This window comes from Sphingobacterium sp. NGMCC 1.201703 (assembly GCF_047784615.1).
Lineage (GTDB): Bacteria > Bacteroidota > Bacteroidia > Sphingobacteriales > Sphingobacteriaceae > Sphingobacterium.
Map to the genome: position 1 here is coordinate 341,832 of NZ_JBLOHD010000005.1, position 20,450 is coordinate 362,281.

At 40.2% G+C, this 20,450-nt stretch carries 17 protein-coding genes; 9 read left to right on the forward strand and 8 right to left on the reverse strand.

Annotated features, from left to right (window positions below):
• Positions 1 to 261: 261 nt before the first annotated feature.
• Positions 262 to 1,311, forward strand: a complete 1,050-nt coding sequence (locus ACK8HY_RS12395) for an HlyD family secretion protein (RefSeq protein ID WP_416133787.1) — start codon at positions 262 to 264, stop codon at positions 1,309 to 1,311.
• A gap of 6 nt (positions 1,312 to 1,317) precedes the next feature.
• Complete coding sequence (locus ACK8HY_RS12400) at positions 1,318 to 2,895, forward strand: MFS transporter (protein ID WP_139351171.1); 1,578 nt, start codon at positions 1,318 to 1,320, stop codon at positions 2,893 to 2,895.
• Positions 2,896 to 2,952: 57 nt separating this feature from the next.
• Here ACK8HY_RS12400 and gltX read toward each other — a convergent pair whose 3' ends face one another.
• The gene (gene gltX / locus ACK8HY_RS12405) at positions 2,953 to 4,473 is read right to left on the reverse strand and encodes a glutamate--tRNA ligase (RefSeq protein WP_077437155.1); all 1,521 of its coding nucleotides are present in this window, start codon (positions 4,471 to 4,473) and stop codon (positions 2,953 to 2,955) included.
• Positions 4,474 to 4,592: 119 nt separating this feature from the next.
• Between gltX and ACK8HY_RS12410 the strand changes: the two genes are divergently transcribed.
• The 5 genes from ACK8HY_RS12410 to ACK8HY_RS12430 all read left to right on the forward strand — a co-directional run bounded on the left by ACK8HY_RS12410 (position 4,593) and on the right by ACK8HY_RS12430 (position 9,394).
• Positions 4,593 to 5,822, forward strand: a complete 1,230-nt coding sequence (locus ACK8HY_RS12410) for a sensor histidine kinase (protein ID WP_077437156.1) — start codon at positions 4,593 to 4,595, stop codon at positions 5,820 to 5,822.
• Positions 5,803 to 6,351: a DinB family protein gene (locus ACK8HY_RS12415; protein ID WP_077437157.1), complete on the forward strand. Its 549-nt coding sequence runs from the start codon at positions 5,803 to 5,805 to the stop codon at positions 6,349 to 6,351. The genes ACK8HY_RS12410 and ACK8HY_RS12415 overlap by 20 nt, the downstream gene beginning before the upstream one ends.
• On the forward strand, positions 6,317 to 6,742 hold the full coding sequence (locus ACK8HY_RS12420; protein ID WP_077437158.1) for a hotdog fold thioesterase: 426 nt from the start codon (positions 6,317 to 6,319) through the stop codon (positions 6,740 to 6,742). The genes ACK8HY_RS12415 and ACK8HY_RS12420 overlap by 35 nt, the downstream gene beginning before the upstream one ends.
• 280 nt (positions 6,743 to 7,022) lie before the next feature.
• Positions 7,023 to 8,315, forward strand: coding sequence for a glucose/galactose MFS transporter (gene gluP / locus ACK8HY_RS12425; protein WP_077437159.1), 1,293 nt, complete (start codon positions 7,023 to 7,025; stop codon positions 8,313 to 8,315).
• Positions 8,316 to 8,548: 233 nt separating this feature from the next.
• Complete coding sequence (locus tag ACK8HY_RS12430; RefSeq protein ID WP_077437160.1) at positions 8,549 to 9,394, forward strand: DUF2911 domain-containing protein; 846 nt, start codon at positions 8,549 to 8,551, stop codon at positions 9,392 to 9,394.
• Between the two features lie 143 nt (positions 9,395 to 9,537).
• Here the strand turns inward: ACK8HY_RS12430 and cdaA are convergent, their stop codons facing one another.
• Positions 9,538 to 10,332, reverse strand: a complete 795-nt coding sequence (gene cdaA / locus ACK8HY_RS12435; protein WP_175992071.1) for a diadenylate cyclase CdaA — start codon at positions 10,330 to 10,332, stop codon at positions 9,538 to 9,540.
• Between the two features lie 60 nt (positions 10,333 to 10,392).
• On the opposite strand from cdaA, the gene ACK8HY_RS12440 reads away from it, so the two are divergent.
• Complete coding sequence (locus ACK8HY_RS12440) at positions 10,393 to 11,109, forward strand: pyridoxine 5'-phosphate synthase (protein WP_416133788.1); 717 nt, start codon at positions 10,393 to 10,395, stop codon at positions 11,107 to 11,109.
• A gap of 267 nt (positions 11,110 to 11,376) precedes the next feature.
• Here the strand turns inward: ACK8HY_RS12440 and lepB are convergent, their stop codons facing one another.
• The 5 genes from lepB to ACK8HY_RS12465 form a co-directional block, all read right to left on the reverse strand.
• Positions 11,377 to 12,945 carry a signal peptidase I gene (gene lepB / locus ACK8HY_RS12445; RefSeq protein ID WP_416133789.1) on the reverse strand — a complete coding sequence of 523 codons (1,569 nt, stop codon included), beginning with the start codon at positions 12,943 to 12,945 and terminating at the stop codon, positions 11,377 to 11,379.
• A gap of 16 nt (positions 12,946 to 12,961) precedes the next feature.
• Positions 12,962 to 13,705: a 4-hydroxy-tetrahydrodipicolinate reductase gene (gene dapB, locus ACK8HY_RS12450; protein ID WP_077437163.1), complete on the reverse strand. Its 744-nt coding sequence runs from the start codon at positions 13,703 to 13,705 to the stop codon at positions 12,962 to 12,964.
• A 175-nt stretch (positions 13,706 to 13,880) separates the two neighbouring features.
• Entirely contained in the window at positions 13,881 to 14,603 is a 723-nt protein-coding gene (locus ACK8HY_RS12455; RefSeq protein WP_077437164.1) for a DUF5683 domain-containing protein, read from the reverse strand.
• 1 nt (position 14,604) lies between these two features.
• Entirely contained in the window at positions 14,605 to 15,540 is a 936-nt protein-coding gene (locus ACK8HY_RS12460; protein WP_077437165.1) for a ParB/RepB/Spo0J family partition protein, read from the reverse strand.
• A gap of 1 nt (position 15,541) precedes the next feature.
• Entirely contained in the window at positions 15,542 to 16,339 is a 798-nt protein-coding gene (locus tag ACK8HY_RS12465) for a ParA family protein (protein ID WP_077437166.1), read from the reverse strand.
• A gap of 227 nt (positions 16,340 to 16,566) precedes the next feature.
• Here ACK8HY_RS12465 and ACK8HY_RS12470 point away from each other — a divergent pair, with 227 nt between their 5' ends.
• Positions 16,567 to 17,094, forward strand: a complete 528-nt coding sequence (locus tag ACK8HY_RS12470) for an NADPH-dependent FMN reductase (RefSeq protein ID WP_416133790.1) — start codon at positions 16,567 to 16,569, stop codon at positions 17,092 to 17,094.
• A gap of 319 nt (positions 17,095 to 17,413) precedes the next feature.
• Here ACK8HY_RS12470 and ACK8HY_RS12475 read toward each other — a convergent pair whose 3' ends face one another.
• A complete protein-coding gene (locus ACK8HY_RS12475; protein WP_077437168.1) occupies positions 17,414 to 20,359 on the reverse strand; it encodes a M16 family metallopeptidase in 2,946 nt (981 codons plus the stop codon).
• Positions 20,360 to 20,450: the final 91 nt, after the last annotated feature.

The following is a 20,450-nucleotide window of genomic DNA, read 5'->3' on the forward strand; positions in this document are numbered from 1 at the left end:
TACATTTTTTCGCAACATGGCGCAAATGAACAAATATCCGTCCGACTATACAAAACTAAACTCCCATCGACAGCAGTATCTTTGTAAACAGTTTCACTCCTTGCTTACCGTTGTATCCTATACAGCGTATCCAGGCAATCTTGTTTTACGAACAATTTACCATCCTATTTGGAAATTGCCGATTGGAACATGGGACACAAATCATCCATACCTTACCAGGGGAATGGACGAAAAAGCATTTAAATATTCATAAAAACAATAATGGTTAAAGAAGAAAATAAAGATAAGACCAAGGGATTTAATAAAGTTTTAGTTGTATTTGCCGTGACCCTACTGCTCGTAGGGATCGGCATTTTGGGTAAACATCTGCTATTTACTAGCCAGCACGTAACGACAAACGATGCTCAGATAGAACAGTATGTTACACCAGTTGCAAGTCGGATAGCAGGCTTTGTGAAAGAAGTCAGATTTGAAGAAAATCAATATGTGCATCGCGGCGACACCTTATTACTCATCGATGCCAGCGAGTATCAAACCAAAGTAGATATGGCGAATGCCGAACTTCGAAGTAGTCAGCGGAATGCCGAAGTGATTGTCAAAAGCACAAATGTCACCGCCAATAGTATTTCTGTCCAGAAAGCAAAATTAGAAGCTGCCAAAGTGAGTGTATGGCAAACGGAACAAGATTATAGACGATTTAAAAATTTGTTTGAAGCAGATGCTGTGGCCAAACAACAATACGATAATGCCAAGGCAGCATATGAAATTTCTTTGGCGCAACTCAATGCCTTACAGGAAGAATACACCGCTGCACAATTAAATACAAGCAAAGAAAAAGCCAACGAGCTACCTGCCAAAGCAAATATCGATATTAAACAAGCAGCAAAAAACAATGCGGAGGTCTTCCTTTCCTATACGATAGTGACTGCACCATACAACGGTTTTGTTGGGAAAAGAACAATCCAACCCGGACAATTTGTTAAAGAAGGACAAACTTTGGTCAATGTTGTCAGTGAAGAAAAATGGATAAATGCGAATTTTAGAGAGACCCAACTAGCGAATCTCGCCGAAGGTACCGAAGTGAATATACAAGTAGATGCCTTTCCAAATTTACATCTCAAAGGTATCATCCACTCCTTTTCTCCAGCCTCAGGGTCTAGATTTTCGGTCATACCTCAGGATAACGCAACCGGAAACTTCGTTAAAATTGAACAGCGTATACCGATCAAAATTATCTTCTCACCAAAACAGGACTTAACAAAACTACGTGCTGGCATGAACGTCGTAGTTCATGCCGCTCATCAATCTTAATCATTCATGAGTTCAAATACATCTTTATATTATAAGTGGGTACCCGAATGGATTAAACTTCCCATGATGATTTTGGCCATGTTTCCGCATCTCATGTTGATGTCCCTTTTTCATTCCAATACAGCTTTTACAGCTTCCACATTAGCCATCGAAATGGAGGATATACAGTATTTCCTTTCATTGATGTACGGTGCTATTGTTGTAGCACTATTGATATTTAACCGGCTATTTGCATTCTTTCGGGTAAGGACATATATACTTTTGACCTGTACAGTATCCATCCTCATTCTATTAGCAATCTCCCTGACCAGAGACCCATTTGTCATTGCTGTGCTCAGAGTGATTGAAGGCATTTTCTGTGTACTTGAAGGGGCATGTTTTCTTCCCTTGCTGATGATGCAAATCAGGCATTCCAAAAGTCGAACCATTGCTTATTTCTTCTTGTACACTTTTATGCTGACAGGTGGCACCATAACAACATCCCTTCTAAAAGAAAGTATTATGGATTATGGCTGGGAAGATATGATCCATGTTGTACTCTATTGGCATTTGATGGTCATCGCGATTGCATTACTACTCTTGAATAACAACAGATTAAGCCGAAAATTCCCACTTCATCAATTGGATCTAGCCAGCTGCCTCTTCCTGTTACTTTCGTTAAGTTGTGGTGCATATGTATTAATTTATGGCCGAAAATATTATTGGTTCGAAAATGAGGCAATATCAATTAACCTCGCACTTTTCCTTATTTTTGGTGCACTGTTTATCATCAAACAACATCTCGTAAAACGACCACTATTTCATTTTGAAATTTTGAGCTATAAGAACATTATTTTTGGTGTTATCCTATTTTTCCTATTTTATTTGATCCGAAGCAGCCTCAACAATGTCTACACCGTCATGGCCAATGTATGGAAATGGCCCTGGCATTACATCGTCGATATCCAATACATTAATGTACTTGGGACCATAGTGGGAGTAGGTAGCTCAGGAGTACTCTTACTGCGTGAAGTATCACCGAAATACATTTTCGGCCTGGGGTTCCTCCTGTTGACCACATCCTGCTTTTTGTTTGTTCCCACGTTCTACCCCGATACCACAATTTGGGCCATAGGCCTGCCACTATTTATTCAGGGAATCGGACAGGGCTGGCTCTTTACACCACTTGTGATCTATATTATAACAGGGGTTGCTCCACATCATGCGGGCAATGCAGGTTTAATGGGTACGACCGTTAGATTCTGGAGTACCAATATTGGTTTTGCGCTAATTCAGAACATCAGTTACACCTTAAATCAAAAACATTTCATCCAGATCGAACAACACTTAAATATGAGCAATCCAATCACAGTCGCCTATTGGAGCGCTTTGGTCGAAAAATACTTGGGAACATCCAGCGATCAATTGGCCACTAATCTCGCCAGCAAAAGTTTACAGGCAACACTTAGTCAACAAGCATCTCTGGTCAGTAATATGGAAATATTTACTTATCTCGGGATATTGGGAGCATTCATCACACTGATCATTTTTCTATTTACCCCAGCTAAAGCAATATTCATGCGGTTGCGGATTTCATACCTATAAAAAAAGCTGTTGCAATAAGTTGCAACAGCTTTTTTTACAATATATATACTGTAGTGTTTAAGCGTCAAATTCCTGAAGTGCTTTCTTTATGCGCTCAATGACTTCACGCTGTCCAAGTAATTCAACAATCTGGAAAACATCAGGACCAAATTTTCCACCAACCAGCATAATCCGGAATGGCATCATCAACTCGCCTATCTTCATCCCCGAGTTTTGAATTGCTTCTTTAAAGAATGATTCAAGCTCCGCTGCTTTCCATTCTGTAAAGCCTTCAAATGATGTCACTATATTTTCAAAGAATGCTGTCTTTTCAGTTGACCATTTTGGTTTTACCGCATTCAGATCGTATTCGGCTGGCTGTACAAAAAAGAAAGAAGCCTGAGTCCAAAAATCCTCTACAAAAGTTAATCGCTCTTTGACGGCAGCCAAAACACGGTTCACATAAGCATCCTCTACTTTGATCTGATGTTGAGCCAATACATCATTGATCTGAGGTAATAAAGAATCACTTGAAGAACGTTTAATCCATTCGTGATTGAACCATTTTGCCTTCTCAAAATCAAACTTTGCTCCAGCTTTGCTGATACGGTCAACGCTGAATTTTTGGATCAACTCCTCCAAAGAAAATAGCTCTTGTTCTGTACCATCGTTCCAACCCAATACACCAAGCATATTGACAAAAGCTTCTGGCAGGAATCCCATTTCACGGAATCCCTTTGTTGTATCACCCGATTTTGCATCTGTCCAATTCATGGCATATACAGGAAATCCTAAACGGTCACCATCGCGTTTGCTTAATTTTCCATTTCCATCCGGCTTCAGGATTAACGGAAGATGCGCCCATTGCGGCATGCTGTCAGCCCAACCTAGGTATTCCCATAACAGCACATGAATCGGTGCTGAAGGCAACCATTCTTCGCCACGGAAAACATGTGAGATCTCCATCGCCTTATCATCCACAACCACGGCTAAGTGATAGGTTGGCATTCCATCCGCTTTAAGCAGCACCTTATCATCGACAAGATTGGTATCAAAAGCGACTTTACCACGGATCATATCGGTGAAAGACACTGTTTCATCTGTTGGGATCTTTATTCGTATAGTATGCGGTGTGCTGGAATCTAGTAATTGTTGCGTTTCGGCCTCACTCAAGCTCAAAGAATTACGCAATTGCAGCCTGTTTTCGTGGCTATAACGGAAATTAGGTTGTAGCTTACGCTGCTCTTCCAGTTCCTCCGCAGTATCAAACGCATAATAAGCATATCCGTCTGCAATCAACTGTTCAGCAAATTTGCGGTACGACGGTTTTCGTTCACTTTGACGGTAAGGGCCATATTGACCACCCTGTAATGGGCTTTCATCCGGAGACAGACCACACCACGCTAAACATTCGTTGATATATTCTTCGGCCCCAGGGACAAAACGGGTTTGGTCCGTGTCCTCGACACGTAAAATAAAATCTCCTTTATGCTGACGAGCATAGAGAAAATTAAACAATGCTGTACGTACGCCTCCAAGGTGCAAACCACCAGTAGGACTCGGTGCAAATCGCACCCTTACTCTTCTTTCTGAACTCATGCGGCAAAATTACCACAAAATTTTTGATTTGGATAACAGGATGACTCTCAAGGTCAAATAAAAGTGCAAAAAACAGACATTTATTCATTAATTTGCAATAGAGTACAACATACAGAATCATGAAATCCTCTCAGATAAGCCAACAGCGTTGGAAATTTATTTTGCTCATCTTTGCGGCAATTATTGCCATTGCATCATTGGTTTATACCAATTATCTTGTTCGTAACCTTGCCCATGCCGAACGTTCAAAGGCAGAAGTATGGGCTATGAGTACCAAAAATATCATGACTATGCCCGACGTAGACGATGAATTCATCACATTCATCTACGCGGTCAGAGATAGTTTAAATTTGCCGGCAATTATTACTGACGATAAAAACGATATTATTTTTTGGCGTAATCTGGATTCAACCAAGACTAATATTAAGCCGATTCAGAATGATAGTGTTACAAATGAACTGGATTACGACCCCGCATATTTTCAGAAACAGCTCGCCTTTATGAAAAAGAGTCATCCGCCCATTACCCTTGAATTGGAAAATGGCCAAAAATGGCATGTTTACTATAAAGATTCCTGGTTTCTGCAACAATTGCGGGTATTTCCCTATGTTCAATTGTCACTGATCGCCCTCTTCCTGATTATAGCTTATACCGTTTTCAATTCCATTAGAAAATCCGAGCAGAATCTAGTCTGGGTGGGACTGACCAAAGAGGCCGCTCACCAATTGGGGACTCCAATATCATCCTTAATGGGTTGGTTAGAGCTTATCAGGATCAAATTTGACGCGGAACAAGACGATACACTCAATGAAATGGAAAATGATATTAAAAGATTGGAAATTGTCGCTGATCGTTTTTCAAAAATAGGCTCAACACCGGTGCTGACCAATCACAATCTCTATGATGTGATCAAAAATTACATCGATTATTTCCGCATACGGACCAGTAACAAGATCATATTCGAATTATATGGCGATAAGCACGTGGAGGCCAAACTCAATATTCCGCTCTTCGATTGGATCATTGAAAATTTATTGAAAAACGGCGTAAATGCTATTGGCACAGAGGGAAAGATAACTGTTAATATTTCACAAAATATTGCGAAAGAAGAAATTTTTATAGACATTAGTGATACGGGCAAGGGAATTCCAAGATCAAATTTTGAATCTGTCTTCCAGCCAGGTTTTACAACACGCAAAAGAGGTTGGGGACTTGGTCTTAGCCTAACCAAACGAATGGTACGATATCACCAAGGACAAATCTTTGTTAAAGAATCTGAAATAGGTAAAGGAACAACATTTCGAATAATCTTAAAAAGCAACTTAAAATATGAAGCCACTCAAATCTGACGAATATCCGGCAGTCTACGCACCTTATATTGAGACTGTAGTCGATAACGTATTAGATGCATTGGAAGAACAGACGCTCTCCTTTCCTGCATTTCTGGACGCTATTCCAGAAGAAAGAGGCAATTTCAAATATGCCGAAGATAAATGGACCATCAAAGAGGTCGTCGGACATGTCATCGATAATGAACGGATCATGGCCTACCGTGCGTTACGTTTTTCGCGCAATGACCTGAAAGAGCTCGCAGGGTATGACCAAGACTACCTTATTCAATATTCCCGCTACAATGACCGGACATTGGAAAGTCTAAGTAAAGAATTTACTTATTTACGCAAGGCCAACCTGATGCTGTTCAAAAGCTTTAACGATGTAGAATTAGAACGCAAAGGCATGGCCTCAGAACGACTCACCAGTGTCAAAGCATTATTATATGTGATTGCAGGGCATCTCAATCATCACCGTATCATCATTCAGGAACGTTATTTAAATTCAGACGATGTCAAAAATTTGGTTTCAGCCTTACAGCATTGAGGAAATAAATGTCTTTTTCAATAAATACCTCTCAGGTTTATTGGAAATCAGGGCAACCGAAATAGATGATAATGGTATTACGGCAACCATGCCCGTTACAGACAATGTAAAGCAGCCGCATGGCATCCTACATGGGGGTGCATCTGTAGTACTCGCAGAATCTTTAGGGAGTATTGCTTCTAATTTGGTGGTTGACCCCGACAAATATCGTGGCGTAGGTCTCGAAGTAAACGCCAATCACATCCGACCGGTGAGCAGTGGAATCATCACCGCAAAATGTAGCCCGATACATATAGGTCGGTCAACCCATATCTGGGAGATAAAAATGTATGACCGCTTCAATAAACTGAATTGTATCTCAAGACTTACAGTAGCCATCGTGCCAAAATAAGCACCGATTTGCTAACTCGATTTATCAATCCCATGTAATTCGAAATCAACAATATTTGCAACAAAAGAAGAATAATTTTTACAATTTATTCTTCTTTTTTTTGCCAAATAATTATCAAAATACCACTTTATTTATTTCCGATATTCAAGAAAATTAAGTAGTCTTGTAAGATGGATCATTTAAAAATCATCAAAAATAGCATGCAATCGTTTGTCTAACGTTACTTTTTTGACAGATTCCAATCCATGAACGATAACTTAACTAAAATATAATTAAAAAAATGACCACTAATCCTAATTCGGGTAAAACAGCAATAGTTCCTATGCTCATTTGCTGTGCATTATTTTTTATTCTGGGGTATATCACCTGGGCTAATGGGGCGTTGATTCCATTTGTACGACTAGCATTTAATTTGGAGACAGATACACAAGCATTTTTAATCCTTTTTGCATCGTATATTGCCTATTTCTTCCTTGCATTGCCAAGTTCATGGATCCTGGGCAAAATAGGGTTTAAAAATGGTCTTGTAGCCAGCTTGGTCTTAATTATTATTGGTGCACTTATCATTATTCCGGCGGCATCCAACTTGAGCTATCAGCTCTTCCTTGTTGCGATCTTTGTTCAGGCCTCAGGTATGGCCTTATTGCAGACAGCAATTAATCCTTACCTCAGTATCATTGGGCCCATAGAAAGTGCCGCCCAACGGATTTCTATCGTAGGTATTTTCAATAAAACAGCGGGCATGATTGTACCAGTGGTTTTGGGAAGTATCCTATTAAAAGATTACGACAGTATTTCCAGCAGAATCAAAGAACTTAAAGCTGGAGCAGAGCATGATGCTTTACTCGCAGAATTATCCGAAAGGCTTCACGGTCCTTATATCGGTGTAGCTATTGGCGTAGCCATTCTTGCTATTGTCGTATTTGCGGTAAAAATGCCAGAGGTTGATGTCAATAAGGAAGAAGAAACAACAGATGAAGTGACAATTACAGGAACAAAAAAGACAAGCATCTTCCAGTTTCCGCATTTATTTTTAGGGTTTTTAGCTATTTTCTTCTGTGTAGCAGTAGAAGTGATGGCAGGTGATATCATCGGAACTTATGGCAGATTATTATCTCTTCCACCATTTTTTGTTAAGTATGGTACAACTTTCACATTGGTATGTATGTTAGTTGGTTATTTCATTGGTATTATTTCTATTCCAAAATTTGTATCGCAACAAACTGCTTTACGTATCTGTACAATTGTGGGAATTACTTTCACCGCCATTTCCGCGTTCTCTACAGGACTAACCTCTTATATCTTTGTTGCCCTATTAGGTGTAGCAAATTCATTGATGTGGCCAGCAATTTTCCCACTTGGAATAAAAGGATTAGGTCGTTTTACAAAGACAGGCTCGGGTATTATGATTATGGGTATAGCCGGGGGCGCAATCTGGCCTTTGATATATGGCTATTTAAAAGACACCTTACATGTTGATTTCCAGCATGCATTTCTCTATGCAATGGTTCCGGCATATCTATATATCCTATTCTTTGCAGCCAAAGGACATAAAATTGGCAAAGAAAACTAATATCAAAACGAATATTATTATAACAAAGGGCATCTAAAAAAATAGATGCCCTTTTGTGTGAAATTCTTCCTATTTTTAAGTGATGAATCTAGGTGCTTTTACGACAGAATTCAAGGTATGTGCCGCAATGCAAAGTGCATCATTCGAAATAAACGAGCCTTAGCCATTAATTCGCAAATTCATATTCAATTAATAATCGAGCGCTTGAGCTCACAAAGTAATTAGCTAACAAAATGAAAAAGAAATTCTTTGCCATTGCCTTTGCAGCAGCCCTAATGTTTACTGCAAATGAATCCTTTGCCCAGTTAAAACTACCGGCAGCAAGTAGTGCCCAAACAATTACCCAGGGCTTGGGAATCGAAAATGTAACTCTCAACTATAGTCGTCCGAGCATGAATGGTCGTAAGATTTTTGGTGAACTTGTCCCTTATAATGAGGTATGGCGTACCGGGGCCAATACGAACACGACTTTGACCTTCGAAGGCGATGTTAGCCTAAATGGACAGAAGCTTACTGCGGGAACCTACGCATTATTTACTATCCCTAACAAGAACGAGTGGACGGTAATTATTAGCAAAAATACCAAGCAATGGGGAGCCTATACCTATAACCAGTCCGAAGATGCGCTGCGTTTCAGCGTTAAACCACAGAATTTAAGCAATCCGGTCGAAACATTTACAATCTCTTTCGATAATGTGACAACAACAGGCGCTGTGTTAACTCTTGCATGGGATAAAACAGCCATAAAAGTTGATCTTAAAGTTAATCAACAGGCAAAAATTATTGCTTCTATTGACGAAGCTATGAAAGGGGATAAAAAACCTTATTTCGCCGCAGCACAGTACTATTTCAACAACAATCTAGACGAGAAAAAAGCGCTAGCCTGGTTTGACGAAGCAGCCAAAGCACAACCCAAGGCTGCCCATGTATTATACTGGAAAGCGAAAGCACAATTAAAAGCTGGCGATAAAAAAGGCGCGCTTGAAACAGCTACGAAAGGAGTAGAAGTCGCTACCGAAGGTAAAAATAGCGAATACATCAAATTGAATACACAAATCATCAATGCTGCAAAAAAATAAGGCATTGAAAACTGTATAACAAAAAAGAGGGATCCGCGTTTTTGGATACCCCCTTTTTTGTTCATTTCTTTCGCATGCCTCTCTCCGCTCTTATCGAATATTCAATGCGCTGGGTCTTCTGTTATTTTGAACCAACTTCATTTTTATAATTCGTCTTTCAGCAATTGTTCCAGTTCTTCAGGTGAAACATTCATATTCACATTACCGTCCTTTGCAAACGAGATTTCCCCGGTTTCTTCGGAAACAATGACCGCTATTGCATCGGAGATTTCAGTAACCCCGATTGCTGCACGGTGGCGCAGGCCAAATTGCAGTGGCAAATCCTCACTATCCGATAGCGGCAACACACAAGAAGCCGTCATAATCTTAAAATCGACAATCACTACCGCGCCATCATGTAGCGGGCTGTTTTTATGAAATATACTCTCTATTAAACGTTTTGAAATTTGTGCATCAATATATTCACCACTGCTTTGGTAATATTCCTCATCAAAATATTTTGAAAAAACCAGTAATGCTCCAGTCCGTGTACGCGACATGCTTCTGCAGGCCTCCACGACAGGTCTCAGATCCTCAGTAAGGTCTTTTTGTATGGCTTTCTTATTCCCCAAAAACGACCAGAAAACCTTCTTTCGTTTCATCGATATATTTTTACCCACATGGAGCAAAAAGCGTCTGATTTCCTGCTGGAATACCACAATCAGCGCAATGGATCCGACAGATATAAATCCGCCAAATATTTCGGTCAATAGACGCATGTGCATCTGTTTGACAACAATATAAACCCCGTAAAACAAGGCAACTCCGATCAGGATATTTACGGCGATAGTACCCCGGATCAGACTATAGATATAGTAGATAATAATCGCCACCAATATAATATCGATAACATCTAATAGGCGAAAGCCACTAAACAAACTATAATCGATTCCATCCATATATGCAAGTTAAAAAAAAATAGATATTATTTGTATTTTTACCATATAACATACAAGAAAATGACTAGACTTTCAGTAAATATCAATAAAATTGCAACGCTCAGAAACTCCAGAGGCGGTAATAATCCTAATCTTGTAGCTGCAGCATTGGCCTGTGAACGATTCGGTGCCCAGGGCATCACTGTCCACCCAAGGCCAGACGAAAGGCATATCCGTTATCAGGATGTATTTGACTTAAAAGCCGAGATCCAGACCGAGCTCAATATTGAAGGCAACTGTCAGGAACAGAAATTCATCGACCTGGTATTAGCGAACAAACCCGCCCAGGTAACCCTTGTACCTGATGCCGAAGGACAGCTCACTTCCAATCACGGCTGGGATACCATCAAAAACAAAGCGTACCTAAAAGACATGTGCCAATTGTTCAAAGATGCGGATATACGTGTATCGATCTTTGTAGATCCCCTTGAGGAGATGGTCGAAGCAGCAGCAGAAACAGGGACCGATCGCATAGAGTTATATACAGAAGGCTTTGCCAGCGCATATGGATTTGATAAAGAAAAAGCCATTCAACCCTATTTCAAAGCCGCATTAAAGGCACGCGAAGTCGGCTTAGGTTTAAATGCGGGTCATGACCTAGACCTAAATAACCTTCAGTATTTCAACCAGCATATCCCTGAGCTACTAGAAGTGAGCATCGGCCATGCCTTGATTTCAGATGCCTTGTACCTCGGGCTGGAGGAAACAATCAAACGTTATCTAGCCTGTCTAAAGTAGACAATATTGCGAAGGCTTAATGCCTGAAATAATAGATCAGTTTGGATCTATTGGCTCGCATTAGCTACTCCAAAGCCCTAAAATCCTTCTCTTTCGCGGGAAGGATTTTTTTAATAAACACCAAATCAAAAAAAATACCCAAACAAAAAATCCTTGCCAGTAAACCTGACAAGGACTCTATTTACGCTTAAATTCTGTCAACCAATTAATAGGAGCAGTTCAAAAGGTCTACAAAAGAAAATAGACGCTTCGTTATAAGTATACTTATTAATGGATTCCTTTAAATATACGGTTCCAACGGATTTTGGAAAGACCTGTACCGATTTCGTCCCAACTCATCCAGGTAAATAATGCTTTACCGACAATATGGTCTTCAGGCACAAAACCCCACCCTCTTGAATCCAGGGAATTGTGACGATTATCTCCCATCATCCAGAAATAGTCCATTTTAAAGGTATAGCTATCCGCTTTCACATCATTGATGTATATACCATCGGTGCGCTTTTCAAGTTTATTGTTTTCATAAACGCGAATAGCACGTTCATAGATAGGCAAGGTCTGCGCATTCAAAGCTACCGTCCAACCTTTTTTTGGGATCAAGATAGGGCCGAAGTTATCAAAATCCCATTTATACTGAGGGTCATACGGATAAGCTCCTTCACCCGCTGGACTTCTTCTAATTTCCTTTACATTTGACCAAGATTTCACCAGTTCGACCTCATCATCTGTCATATACAGTTCATATACGCCCGGCTGCTGATCAGATCCTCCGCCTTCGATACGTAGTTCACGTAGACGTTCCATATCCAATGGCGTGCCATCTGTCAACACATAATAATTCAACTGGCTTTCAGGTGGATCAAATCCAGGTTGATCATTGATAAAGAGCTTAGCATCTTTCATTGAAATTTTATCTCCCGGCAAGCCCACGCAACGCTTGATATAATTTTCGCGTTTATCTATCGGGCGCGCCTGAATAGTAAATTGTGAATTAACGGTCTGCCAACCGTACGCTCTGACCAGATCGTAGTAGCTCGCATTCTGATTTTCCAACGCTACTGTATCACCTGCGGGGAAATTAAAGACAACAACATCATTTCGTTCTATCTTCTGAAATCCCGGCAATCGTTTGTAAGGTAGTTCAATCAACTCAGAGTAAGCCTTTCCACCTGTTATTGGCATCGTGTGGTGCGCAAAAGGAAAAGCAATAGGCGTATTAGGTACCCGCGGGCCATAATTCAATTTACTTACAAACAAAAAATCTCCGATCAATAAAGTACGCTCCATTGATCCCGTGGGAATCATATAAGCTTCAATTAAAAATCCCCTGATCAGCGATGCTGCAACGGTTGCAAAAACGATTGCGTCAGCCCATTCACGCACCATAGACTTCTTATACGGATATTTAATTTTATATTCCTTATAGGAGGCCTGTTCTATTTCCGCAAGCTTTTCCTCGGTCAATTCCGCACCTTCCTGTGCCGCAGCCTTCAGATTCTTAGCGTATAATCCATTCAGAAAACGCACATTATTATCCTTAGCCCACATGGGCAGCACAATAAATGGCACCAAAACAGCAGCCGCATTTTCCCAAAAGCGACGTTTGCCAAAACAGTGGATGAAGTCGAGGTAAAGGTTATAGAAAACAAAAATATTGACAATAGGAATCAACAATAAGATCACCCACCATGTTGGTCTTCCTGTTAATTTCGCCTGTATATATTGACTATAAAAAGGTACGATTGCTTCCCAGCCTTTTCTGCCAGCTTTAACAAACAATTGCCACAATCCATATCCCGCTATTGCTGTTAAAACCGCAAAGATAATTAACCACATAATCTATTAATTAGTACTATTTATTAAAATCAAAAATTTCAGTAACCTGATAGAATCCTTTTTTACCATTCAACCATTCGGCGGCAACGACAGCCCCCAAAGCAAAACCATCACGGCTATGCGCAGTATGTTTAAATTCTATCTGATCCACTTCAGAACTGTACAGCACGGTATGTGTGCCAGGAACCTCTTCAATCCGATGACTCTCAATGAGAAGTTCCTGTGGCTTGGGAATAATTTCGTCCTGTTCTCCCACAACAGTATTTACCCAGTTTGTTTTCACATCACTGTGATCCAAGATACCTTCCGCAATCGTAATTGCCGTCCCACTGGGAGCATCTAATTTGTGGATATGGTGGATTTCTTCAACCTGAACATCATATTGTTTATAAGGTTGCAAAGCTTTCGCCAACATACGGTTAATATGGAAAAATACATTCACGCCGATCGAGAAATTAGAACCATATAAAATTGATCCGTTAACATCCAAGCATTTACTTTTAACACTTTCCAACTGATCGTACCAACCTGTTGTGCCCACCACAATAGGAACACCGGCTTCCAAACAGAGATTCATGTTATCCAAAGCAGCAGATGGCACACTAAAATCAATTGCCACATCAGCTCCCTTGATATCATCAGCTGTCAGGCCGGGACGATTATTTTCATCCACAATTAAAAAAATCTGATGGCCCCTTTTTAGTGCATATCGTTCGATAATCTGCCCCATTTTGCCATATCCCAAGAGAATGATGTTCATATATCTAGAAAATAAAGTATAGTTTATTTTTAAAATTAAAAAATTCCATTGAAAAACAGACACAAAACCTAGTTAAACAACGATTTTTTATTAAAGGCGTCCGTATTCAACACCGCTAAAGAATCTTGATTTGTTGACTACCGGACGCTACGTTACAGGTTTCGACATGATATTTTTAATTGAATTTCATGGACAATTTCAGCCCTACTGTAGGTTTAAAAGTAAACGAGCCTGATGCAAGACTCGCATCCATTAATGTGGGGCCGATCAAAAAAGCAGTCTTTTTGGGTTTATCATCACCGATGCTCCAGCGATATTTTAGCATAGAATCAATATAAGCTTCGGCGACGTTCAATCCATAGACCCCGAGTGTCAATAACACCATCAGGTCCCGATTTCGCCTTGCATTGTCCTTTGCCCGAATAATTGACTCATCTGGGATCCTTTCATAAAAAGGATCTACTGGCCGACCTTCAGCCCGATCCTGCAGTACCCCTAAGAGCTCCTTATAATATTTATTATTAAAGTCAAAAACAAGCACTGTGGTTGCCAGTCCACCGTAGATCACAGGCACTTTAATCCACCAAACACCACCATTGGTATACTGCCCCCAACCCGGTAAGACCAAAGAGCGCTTCCAGGCCTGTTTATTTTTTGCTTCAATAGCCAACCGGGTAGAATCTTTAAACACCACCTTTTCCTTCGCCTTGGCTTCTTCTTTTTCTCGTTTCTTACGTTCTTTCCGGGATTCCTTTTTTACAGTATCCTGTGCTGATTTAGGTTTCAAGCTGTCCGCATTGACAGTTTGAACCTGCTTTTTCGGAATAGTATCGACAGTCTGCGCCTGCACCGTCAGTACAGCAAATACGGCAATAAGCAGACTCATTAATTTGGTCATATTACCAATCTAAAAGTTCAAGAATACGGCTCAGATCATCCTCCGATTCAAAAGGAATCTCAATCGCCCCTTTACCTTTGGTACTCTTCAAATTCAATTTGACTCGGGACGAAAATTTCGACGCCAGATCATCCTCAATTTTTTGCAATTGAAACGACATCGGTGTTTTCTCTTTATTAGTTTTTTTCTTCCCGCCCTTTTGCAGTTCACGCACAAGCTCTTCGGCCTTTCGAACAGACAAGCCTTGATCGATGATCAATTTGAAAATATATAACTGTTTATCTACTTCCGAAATATTGATCAGCGCTCGGGCGTGTCCCATCGTCAAAGCGCCATCCCGTATAGCAGCCTGAATCACGGGGGGAAGTTTCAATAAACGGAGATAGTTGGTCACAGTTGAACGGTTTTTACTGACACGCTCACCCAGCTCCTCCTGCTTTAAATTACATTCCTCGATCATCCGTTGAAAGCTCAAGGCGACCTCAATAGCGTTTAAGTTCTCGCGTTGGATATTTTCGATCAATGCCATTTCCAGCATCTGCTGATCATTGGCCGTACGGATATAAGCCGGTATCTCCGTGATACCCGCCAGTCTTGAAGCACGAAGACGACGTTCCCCCGAGATCAATTGGTAGTTACCATCCGAAATCTTACGTACCGTAATCGGTTGGATTAAACCCTGTAATATAATAGATTCCGATAATTCCTGTAATGCAACCGGATCAAATTCGGTACGTGGTTGAAATGGATTTACCGATATTTCTTCTACCCGGACATGGCTGATATTGCCATTTTCTTTATTTGTATTTACTGTAGAAGAAGTCACCAAAGGCGACTCCTCAACTTGCTGATTACTTTTAGCAGGAGCTTCTACACTATCGTTTAATAGCGCACCTAAACCTCTTCCCAGTCCTGTTTTACGCTGATGTGCTGCCATATTATGCGGTTACTGTTGTATTCATTTCATTAAAATGTCCGTTTTTCTGCAATATTTCACGCGCCAAATTCAAGTAGTTGATTGCACCTTTACAGGACGCATCATGCATGATTACAGAAATACCGAAGCTAGGAGCTTCACTCAAACGGGTATTACGTTGAATAATGGTATCAAAAACTAAATCCGTAAAATGCGTCTTCACTTCTTCGACGACCTGATTGGAAAGTCTCAAACGGACATCGTACATCGTCAATAAAATACCCTCGATTTCCAAACTAGTATTTAAACGATTTTGAACGATTTTAATTGTGTTCAGCAATTTACCCAATCCTTCTAACGCAAAATACTCACACTGAACAGGGATAATGACCGAATCAGATGCAGATAACGCATTAATGGTGATCAAACCCAATGAAGGAGAACAGTCGATGATAATAAAATCATAATCATCTTTCACCTGGTCCAAGATCTTTTTCATCTTGTATTCCCTTTCGTGCATATTGATCATTTCAATCTCAGCACCCACCAAGTCGATGTGAGCAGGCAAAAGATCAAGATTTGGCGTCTCAGTTGGCTGAATAGCGTCCCTTGGATTCAAATCATTGACCAAACATTCGTATATACTTTCATTGATCGTACGGGGGTCAAAACCAATCCCAGAAGTAGAGTTTGCTTGAGGATCCGCATCTACCAACAATGTTTTATATTCTAAAACCGCCAAACTAGCCGCCAAGTTAATTGACGTTGTGGTTTTTCCGACCCCACCCTTTTGGTTTGCGATTGCGATTACTTTTCCCATCTTGAATGAAAACCTTTCTTAATTAAAATGTCATTTTACACTACATTTCACTTTTCCGAAGATCAATTTGTCCAAATAATTACGCTAAATTTAAATTAGCTTAACAAATTCAGCATATTTCGTACTTTTGATTGATCAAAAGCACATATCCTCAGGATGCTAAGATACAAAAAATCAAGATATGTATCCACTTTGAAATAGTGCTTTTTATAAGTATCAACAACACAATGATTTTAATAATATCCGGAACAAACCGTCCCAATAGTAAGACGTTAAAAATAGCAAAATGCTACCAGCAGCTTCTTAGTCGTAAATCCATTGAGAGCGAGATCTTTTCACTATCAGACCTACCATCAAACATTTTGGAAACAGATCTTTACGGAAAAAGAAGTGCAGCTTTTGAGCCGATACAGCACAAGGTCAGCCAAGCCGACATGTTTATTTTTATAGCTCCTGAATACAATGGAAGCATCCCCGGGGCGCTTAAACTTTTTATTGACTGCTGCACCTTCCCGATCAGTTTTTACCACAAAAAAGTTGCACTAGTAGGATTATCGTCGGGACGATATGGCAACCTACGCGGAATAGATCATCTTACCGGAATATGCCACTACCTCAGAATGCAGGTTCTTCCACTCAAGATATTCCTTCCTAATGTACAACAGGAACTGAATGAGAACGGGGAATTACTCAAAGAAGACACCCTTCAGTTTATCAACGAACAGATTGAGGAAATCGCAAGGTTTAGCTCTTAAGCGAGAAGACTGCCTTTAGTAAAACAACCAATGGGCCACCCACACAGATTCTACAAAAGGTTATCCTATTTTGTTGATCTGCACACAGCTACCTATTGCTAAAACAATACAGGCAAAAAAGACTGCTCAAAAAACAAGAACGCCTCGGAGAATTGAATATTTGAAAGCGAATGTCCAAGGAGGAAAAAATATAAAAAAAAGGTACTGTCCGACTGTGGACAGTACCTTTTTTATTCATGTAGTATGAGGGAATAAGATTTATAACCAAAGGCTTAAAAACTCTTCTCTGATCCCTATTTATAATACCAATATTTAAAAACTAATAGCCAAATATCTCTTTTAAGTCTAGTTTTTTGACCTCGCCCAATTTAGCAAGATCTTCTGCTTTAAGGCTATCTTCTTTCGCTACGATGCAATACACATAAGGCTTTTGACTCATCTCTTTCTTATGGAACGTATTCAAATCAGCATAAGTTAACTTAGGTGCTTGCTCATAAACTACTTTACGGATATCTGTCGTATTCCCCAAGCGTTGAGCCGCCAGATAACTGCTTAAAATAGATGCATTCAGCACACGCTCACTGGCGATGGACTTCTGCAAGCTCACTTTAGCAATATCCAGTCCTTTTGCGCTTTCTGGCAGGACATCCAATAACTCGTTCATACCTTTAATGGCCTCATTAAATTTATCAGCCTGCGTGCCGACATAAGCTCCTACTGTATAATGATTTTCTTTTTTATAAGGCTGTCCATAGAATGCATAAGTAGAGTAGGCCAATGCTTTCGATTCACGAATGGTCTGGAATACGATACTTCCCATACCGCCACCAAAATAATTATTGAACAAAGATACTGTTGGGGTTAGCGAGCTGGAGTAAGTACCTGATGATCTATACCAGAACACTTCAGCTTGTTTCATATCAAAATTGGCAAACAATACCTGATTTTTATTGGTCGGTTGCTCAGTAAATACCATACTTTTTGCCCCTTGCACATAGTCCCCCGAACCTTGTTTCAGCGGTTTTGCCTTCGCTACAAATTCACTGGCATTCAACGGTCCAAAATAAAGCAATGTATGTTTCATATTGGCCAGATTATGCAATGCTTTCACCAGATCTTCCGCTTTCAATGCATCCAGTTCCGCATCTGTAAAAACATTATTGAACGGGTTTTTAGCACCATATTTCGCATATGATTTTAAGCCCTCCATAATAGCTCCCTTATTTTCCTTTGCGTTAGCCCTTGACTTCTTAAGGCGTGCAATATACATTTTGAATGCCTCCTGGTCCGTCACACAATTACGCAACAGGTCCTGGATTAAAGACTGCGTAGCAGTAAAGTTCGAATTCAAACCCGAAATAGAAACCAACGTTTCTTCATTTCCAGCAGAAACAGAAAAATCAGATGCTAATTGATAAAAGTCTTTACTGAACTGCTCGCTGGACTTCTCTTTTGTTCCCAAAAATTCCAGGTAACCTGCAGCCAATGACAGCAACTTATTATTCCATTTACCCACATCAAAACGATAGGACAGTGAGAACAATTCATTATCATTATTCTTCACCGCAAGCACGGGCAAACCATTCGCAGTAGCTTTCTGAACGTCTTTATTGTAATCTACCCAAACCGGCTGGATCTTATCCTCCGGCATTGCTTCTACCTTTTTCAGAAAGTCAGATTGATCGTCACGGTTTACTGTGACAGGTGTAATTTCCGGTTTTACAACCTTAACAACATTATTATCAACCCCTTTACGTTTATAAACGACAACATAATTATTATCGTTCAGATATCGATTGGCGAAATCGACAATATCCTGTTTTGTAATCTTATTCAATCCATCTGAATAACTGACCACGGATGCCCAGTCCTGCCCCGAAGTGAAAGCGTCCATCAAAGCCTCAGCACGATCACCATAACTTTCATGCTGTTTGATCTCATCTTTTTTGGCATTATTAACAATTGCACCCATCAAGTCATCAGAAAATTCACCTTTGCGCAACTTATCCAGTTCTTTCAGCAGCAACTGCTGCACCTCTTCCAGGCTCTGTCCCTGACTTGGATTTCCCTGTAGAATCAATAATGAGTAATCTTTCAATACATATGGAAATGCTCCGGCACCCAATAACTTTTGGTTCTTCACTAAATCCAGATCAATCAGACCCGCCGAACCGTTCGTCAATATCTGACTCATCAGATTTAATAACTGTGCATCCTTGGTCGCTGCTCCCGGGAAACGAAATCCCATAAACATAAACTCAGCATCAGGCCCTTTTACCTCCCGAACAATTGGGCTTAAAATAGGCTTTTCCGGTTCAAAAGTATATGGCGGTATTTCTTTGGCCTGCATAAAAGCAAAACTTTGGTCCACCTTCTTCACAACCTCTGTAGGATCAAAATCACCCGACATGATTACCCCCATATTGTTGGGCACATAGTAAGTATTAAAATATTCCCTGATAGCTTTTAAGGAAGGGTTTTTCAGATGTTCTACTGTACCAATCGTAGTCTGCTTTCCGTAGTTATTATTCGGGAATGCGGCTTCGAACATCGCCTCAACAGCCTTGCGGCTATCTTTGTCCAATCCAATATTTTTTTCCTCATACACAGCCTCCAGCTCCGTATGGAAAAGACGTAGGACCGGATTCCTAAAACGCTCAGCCTGCACAGCAAGATATTTATCCATTACATTACTTGGGATCTGCTCTTGATATACCGTTTGCTCGAAAGAAGTAAACGCGTTTGTTCCCTCAGCTCCCATGGATGCCATCAGCTTGTCGTACTCATTTGCAATAGCATACTTTGCAGCCTCACCTGACACCCGGTCGATTTCCTTGTATATCGCTTTCCGTTGCACCTCATCAGTCGTAACATTATATTTTTCATAAAGTGCATCAATCTGATCCAGCAAAGGTTTTTCCTTGGCCCAGTCTTTGGATCCAAATTTATCCGTACCCTTGAAGAGCATATGCTCCAGGTAATGAGCCAAGCCTGTATGATCTTTTGGATCTGTTTTGCTTCCAGCTTTTGTAGCAATGTAAGTCTGGATACGAGGTTCTTTTTTCGTCGGGCTTAAAATAACGGTTAGACCATTTTTGAGCTTGTAAAATCTCGAATGGGTAGGGTCATTGGACACATACTTATAAGTGTACCCACCCTCAGAAGATTCTTTCCATTCAAATTTGGTGCTCTGGGCAAACAAAGTACCCCCCGCTGTTGTTAGTGCAAACGTAACAGCAGTAATTTTAAATAGGTTTTTAATCATATTTCCTTTTTCTTTTCAACTCAAACTTAGATAAATTGCTGTGGATATGCAATATAATTACACACATATAAAAAACAATTTATTTTAATCT

Coding starts and splice junctions, on each gene's coding strand:
- gltX (WP_077437155.1), bottom strand. CDS start 4,473: ATGAGTTCAGAAAGAAGAGTAAGGGTGCGATTTGCACCGAGTCCTACT.
- ACK8HY_RS12460 (WP_077437165.1), bottom strand. CDS start 15,540: ATGGCAGCACATCAGCGTAAAACAGGACTGGGAAGAGGTTTAGGTGCG.
- ACK8HY_RS12465 (WP_077437166.1), bottom strand. CDS start 16,339: ATGGGAAAAGTAATCGCAATCGCAAACCAAAAGGGTGGGGTCGGAAAA.
- ACK8HY_RS12420 (WP_077437158.1), top strand. CDS start 6,317: ATGTCAAAAATTTGGTTTCAGCCTTACAGCATTGAGGAAATAAATGTC.
- ACK8HY_RS12430 (WP_077437160.1), top strand. CDS start 8,549: ATGAAAAAGAAATTCTTTGCCATTGCCTTTGCAGCAGCCCTAATGTTT.
- ACK8HY_RS12470 (WP_416133790.1), top strand. CDS start 16,567: ATGATTTTAATAATATCCGGAACAAACCGTCCCAATAGTAAGACGTTA.
- dapB (WP_077437163.1), bottom strand. CDS start 13,705: ATGAACATCATTCTCTTGGGATATGGCAAAATGGGGCAGATTATCGAA.
- ACK8HY_RS12440 (WP_416133788.1), top strand. CDS start 10,393: ATGACTAGACTTTCAGTAAATATCAATAAAATTGCAACGCTCAGAAAC.
- ACK8HY_RS12455 (WP_077437164.1), bottom strand. CDS start 14,603: ATGACCAAATTAATGAGTCTGCTTATTGCCGTATTTGCTGTACTGACG.
- ACK8HY_RS12415 (WP_077437157.1), top strand. CDS start 5,803: ATGAAGCCACTCAAATCTGACGAATATCCGGCAGTCTACGCACCTTAT.
- ACK8HY_RS12475 (WP_077437168.1), bottom strand. CDS start 20,359: ATGATTAAAAACCTATTTAAAATTACTGCTGTTACGTTTGCACTAACA.
- cdaA (WP_175992071.1), bottom strand. CDS start 10,332: ATGGATGGAATCGATTATAGTTTGTTTAGTGGCTTTCGCCTATTAGAT.
- ACK8HY_RS12395 (WP_416133787.1), top strand. CDS start 262: ATGGTTAAAGAAGAAAATAAAGATAAGACCAAGGGATTTAATAAAGTT.
- ACK8HY_RS12410 (WP_077437156.1), top strand. CDS start 4,593: ATGAAATCCTCTCAGATAAGCCAACAGCGTTGGAAATTTATTTTGCTC.
- ACK8HY_RS12400 (WP_139351171.1), top strand. CDS start 1,318: ATGAGTTCAAATACATCTTTATATTATAAGTGGGTACCCGAATGGATT.
- gluP (WP_077437159.1), top strand. CDS start 7,023: ATGACCACTAATCCTAATTCGGGTAAAACAGCAATAGTTCCTATGCTC.
- lepB (WP_416133789.1), bottom strand. CDS start 12,945: ATGTGGTTAATTATCTTTGCGGTTTTAACAGCAATAGCGGGATATGGA.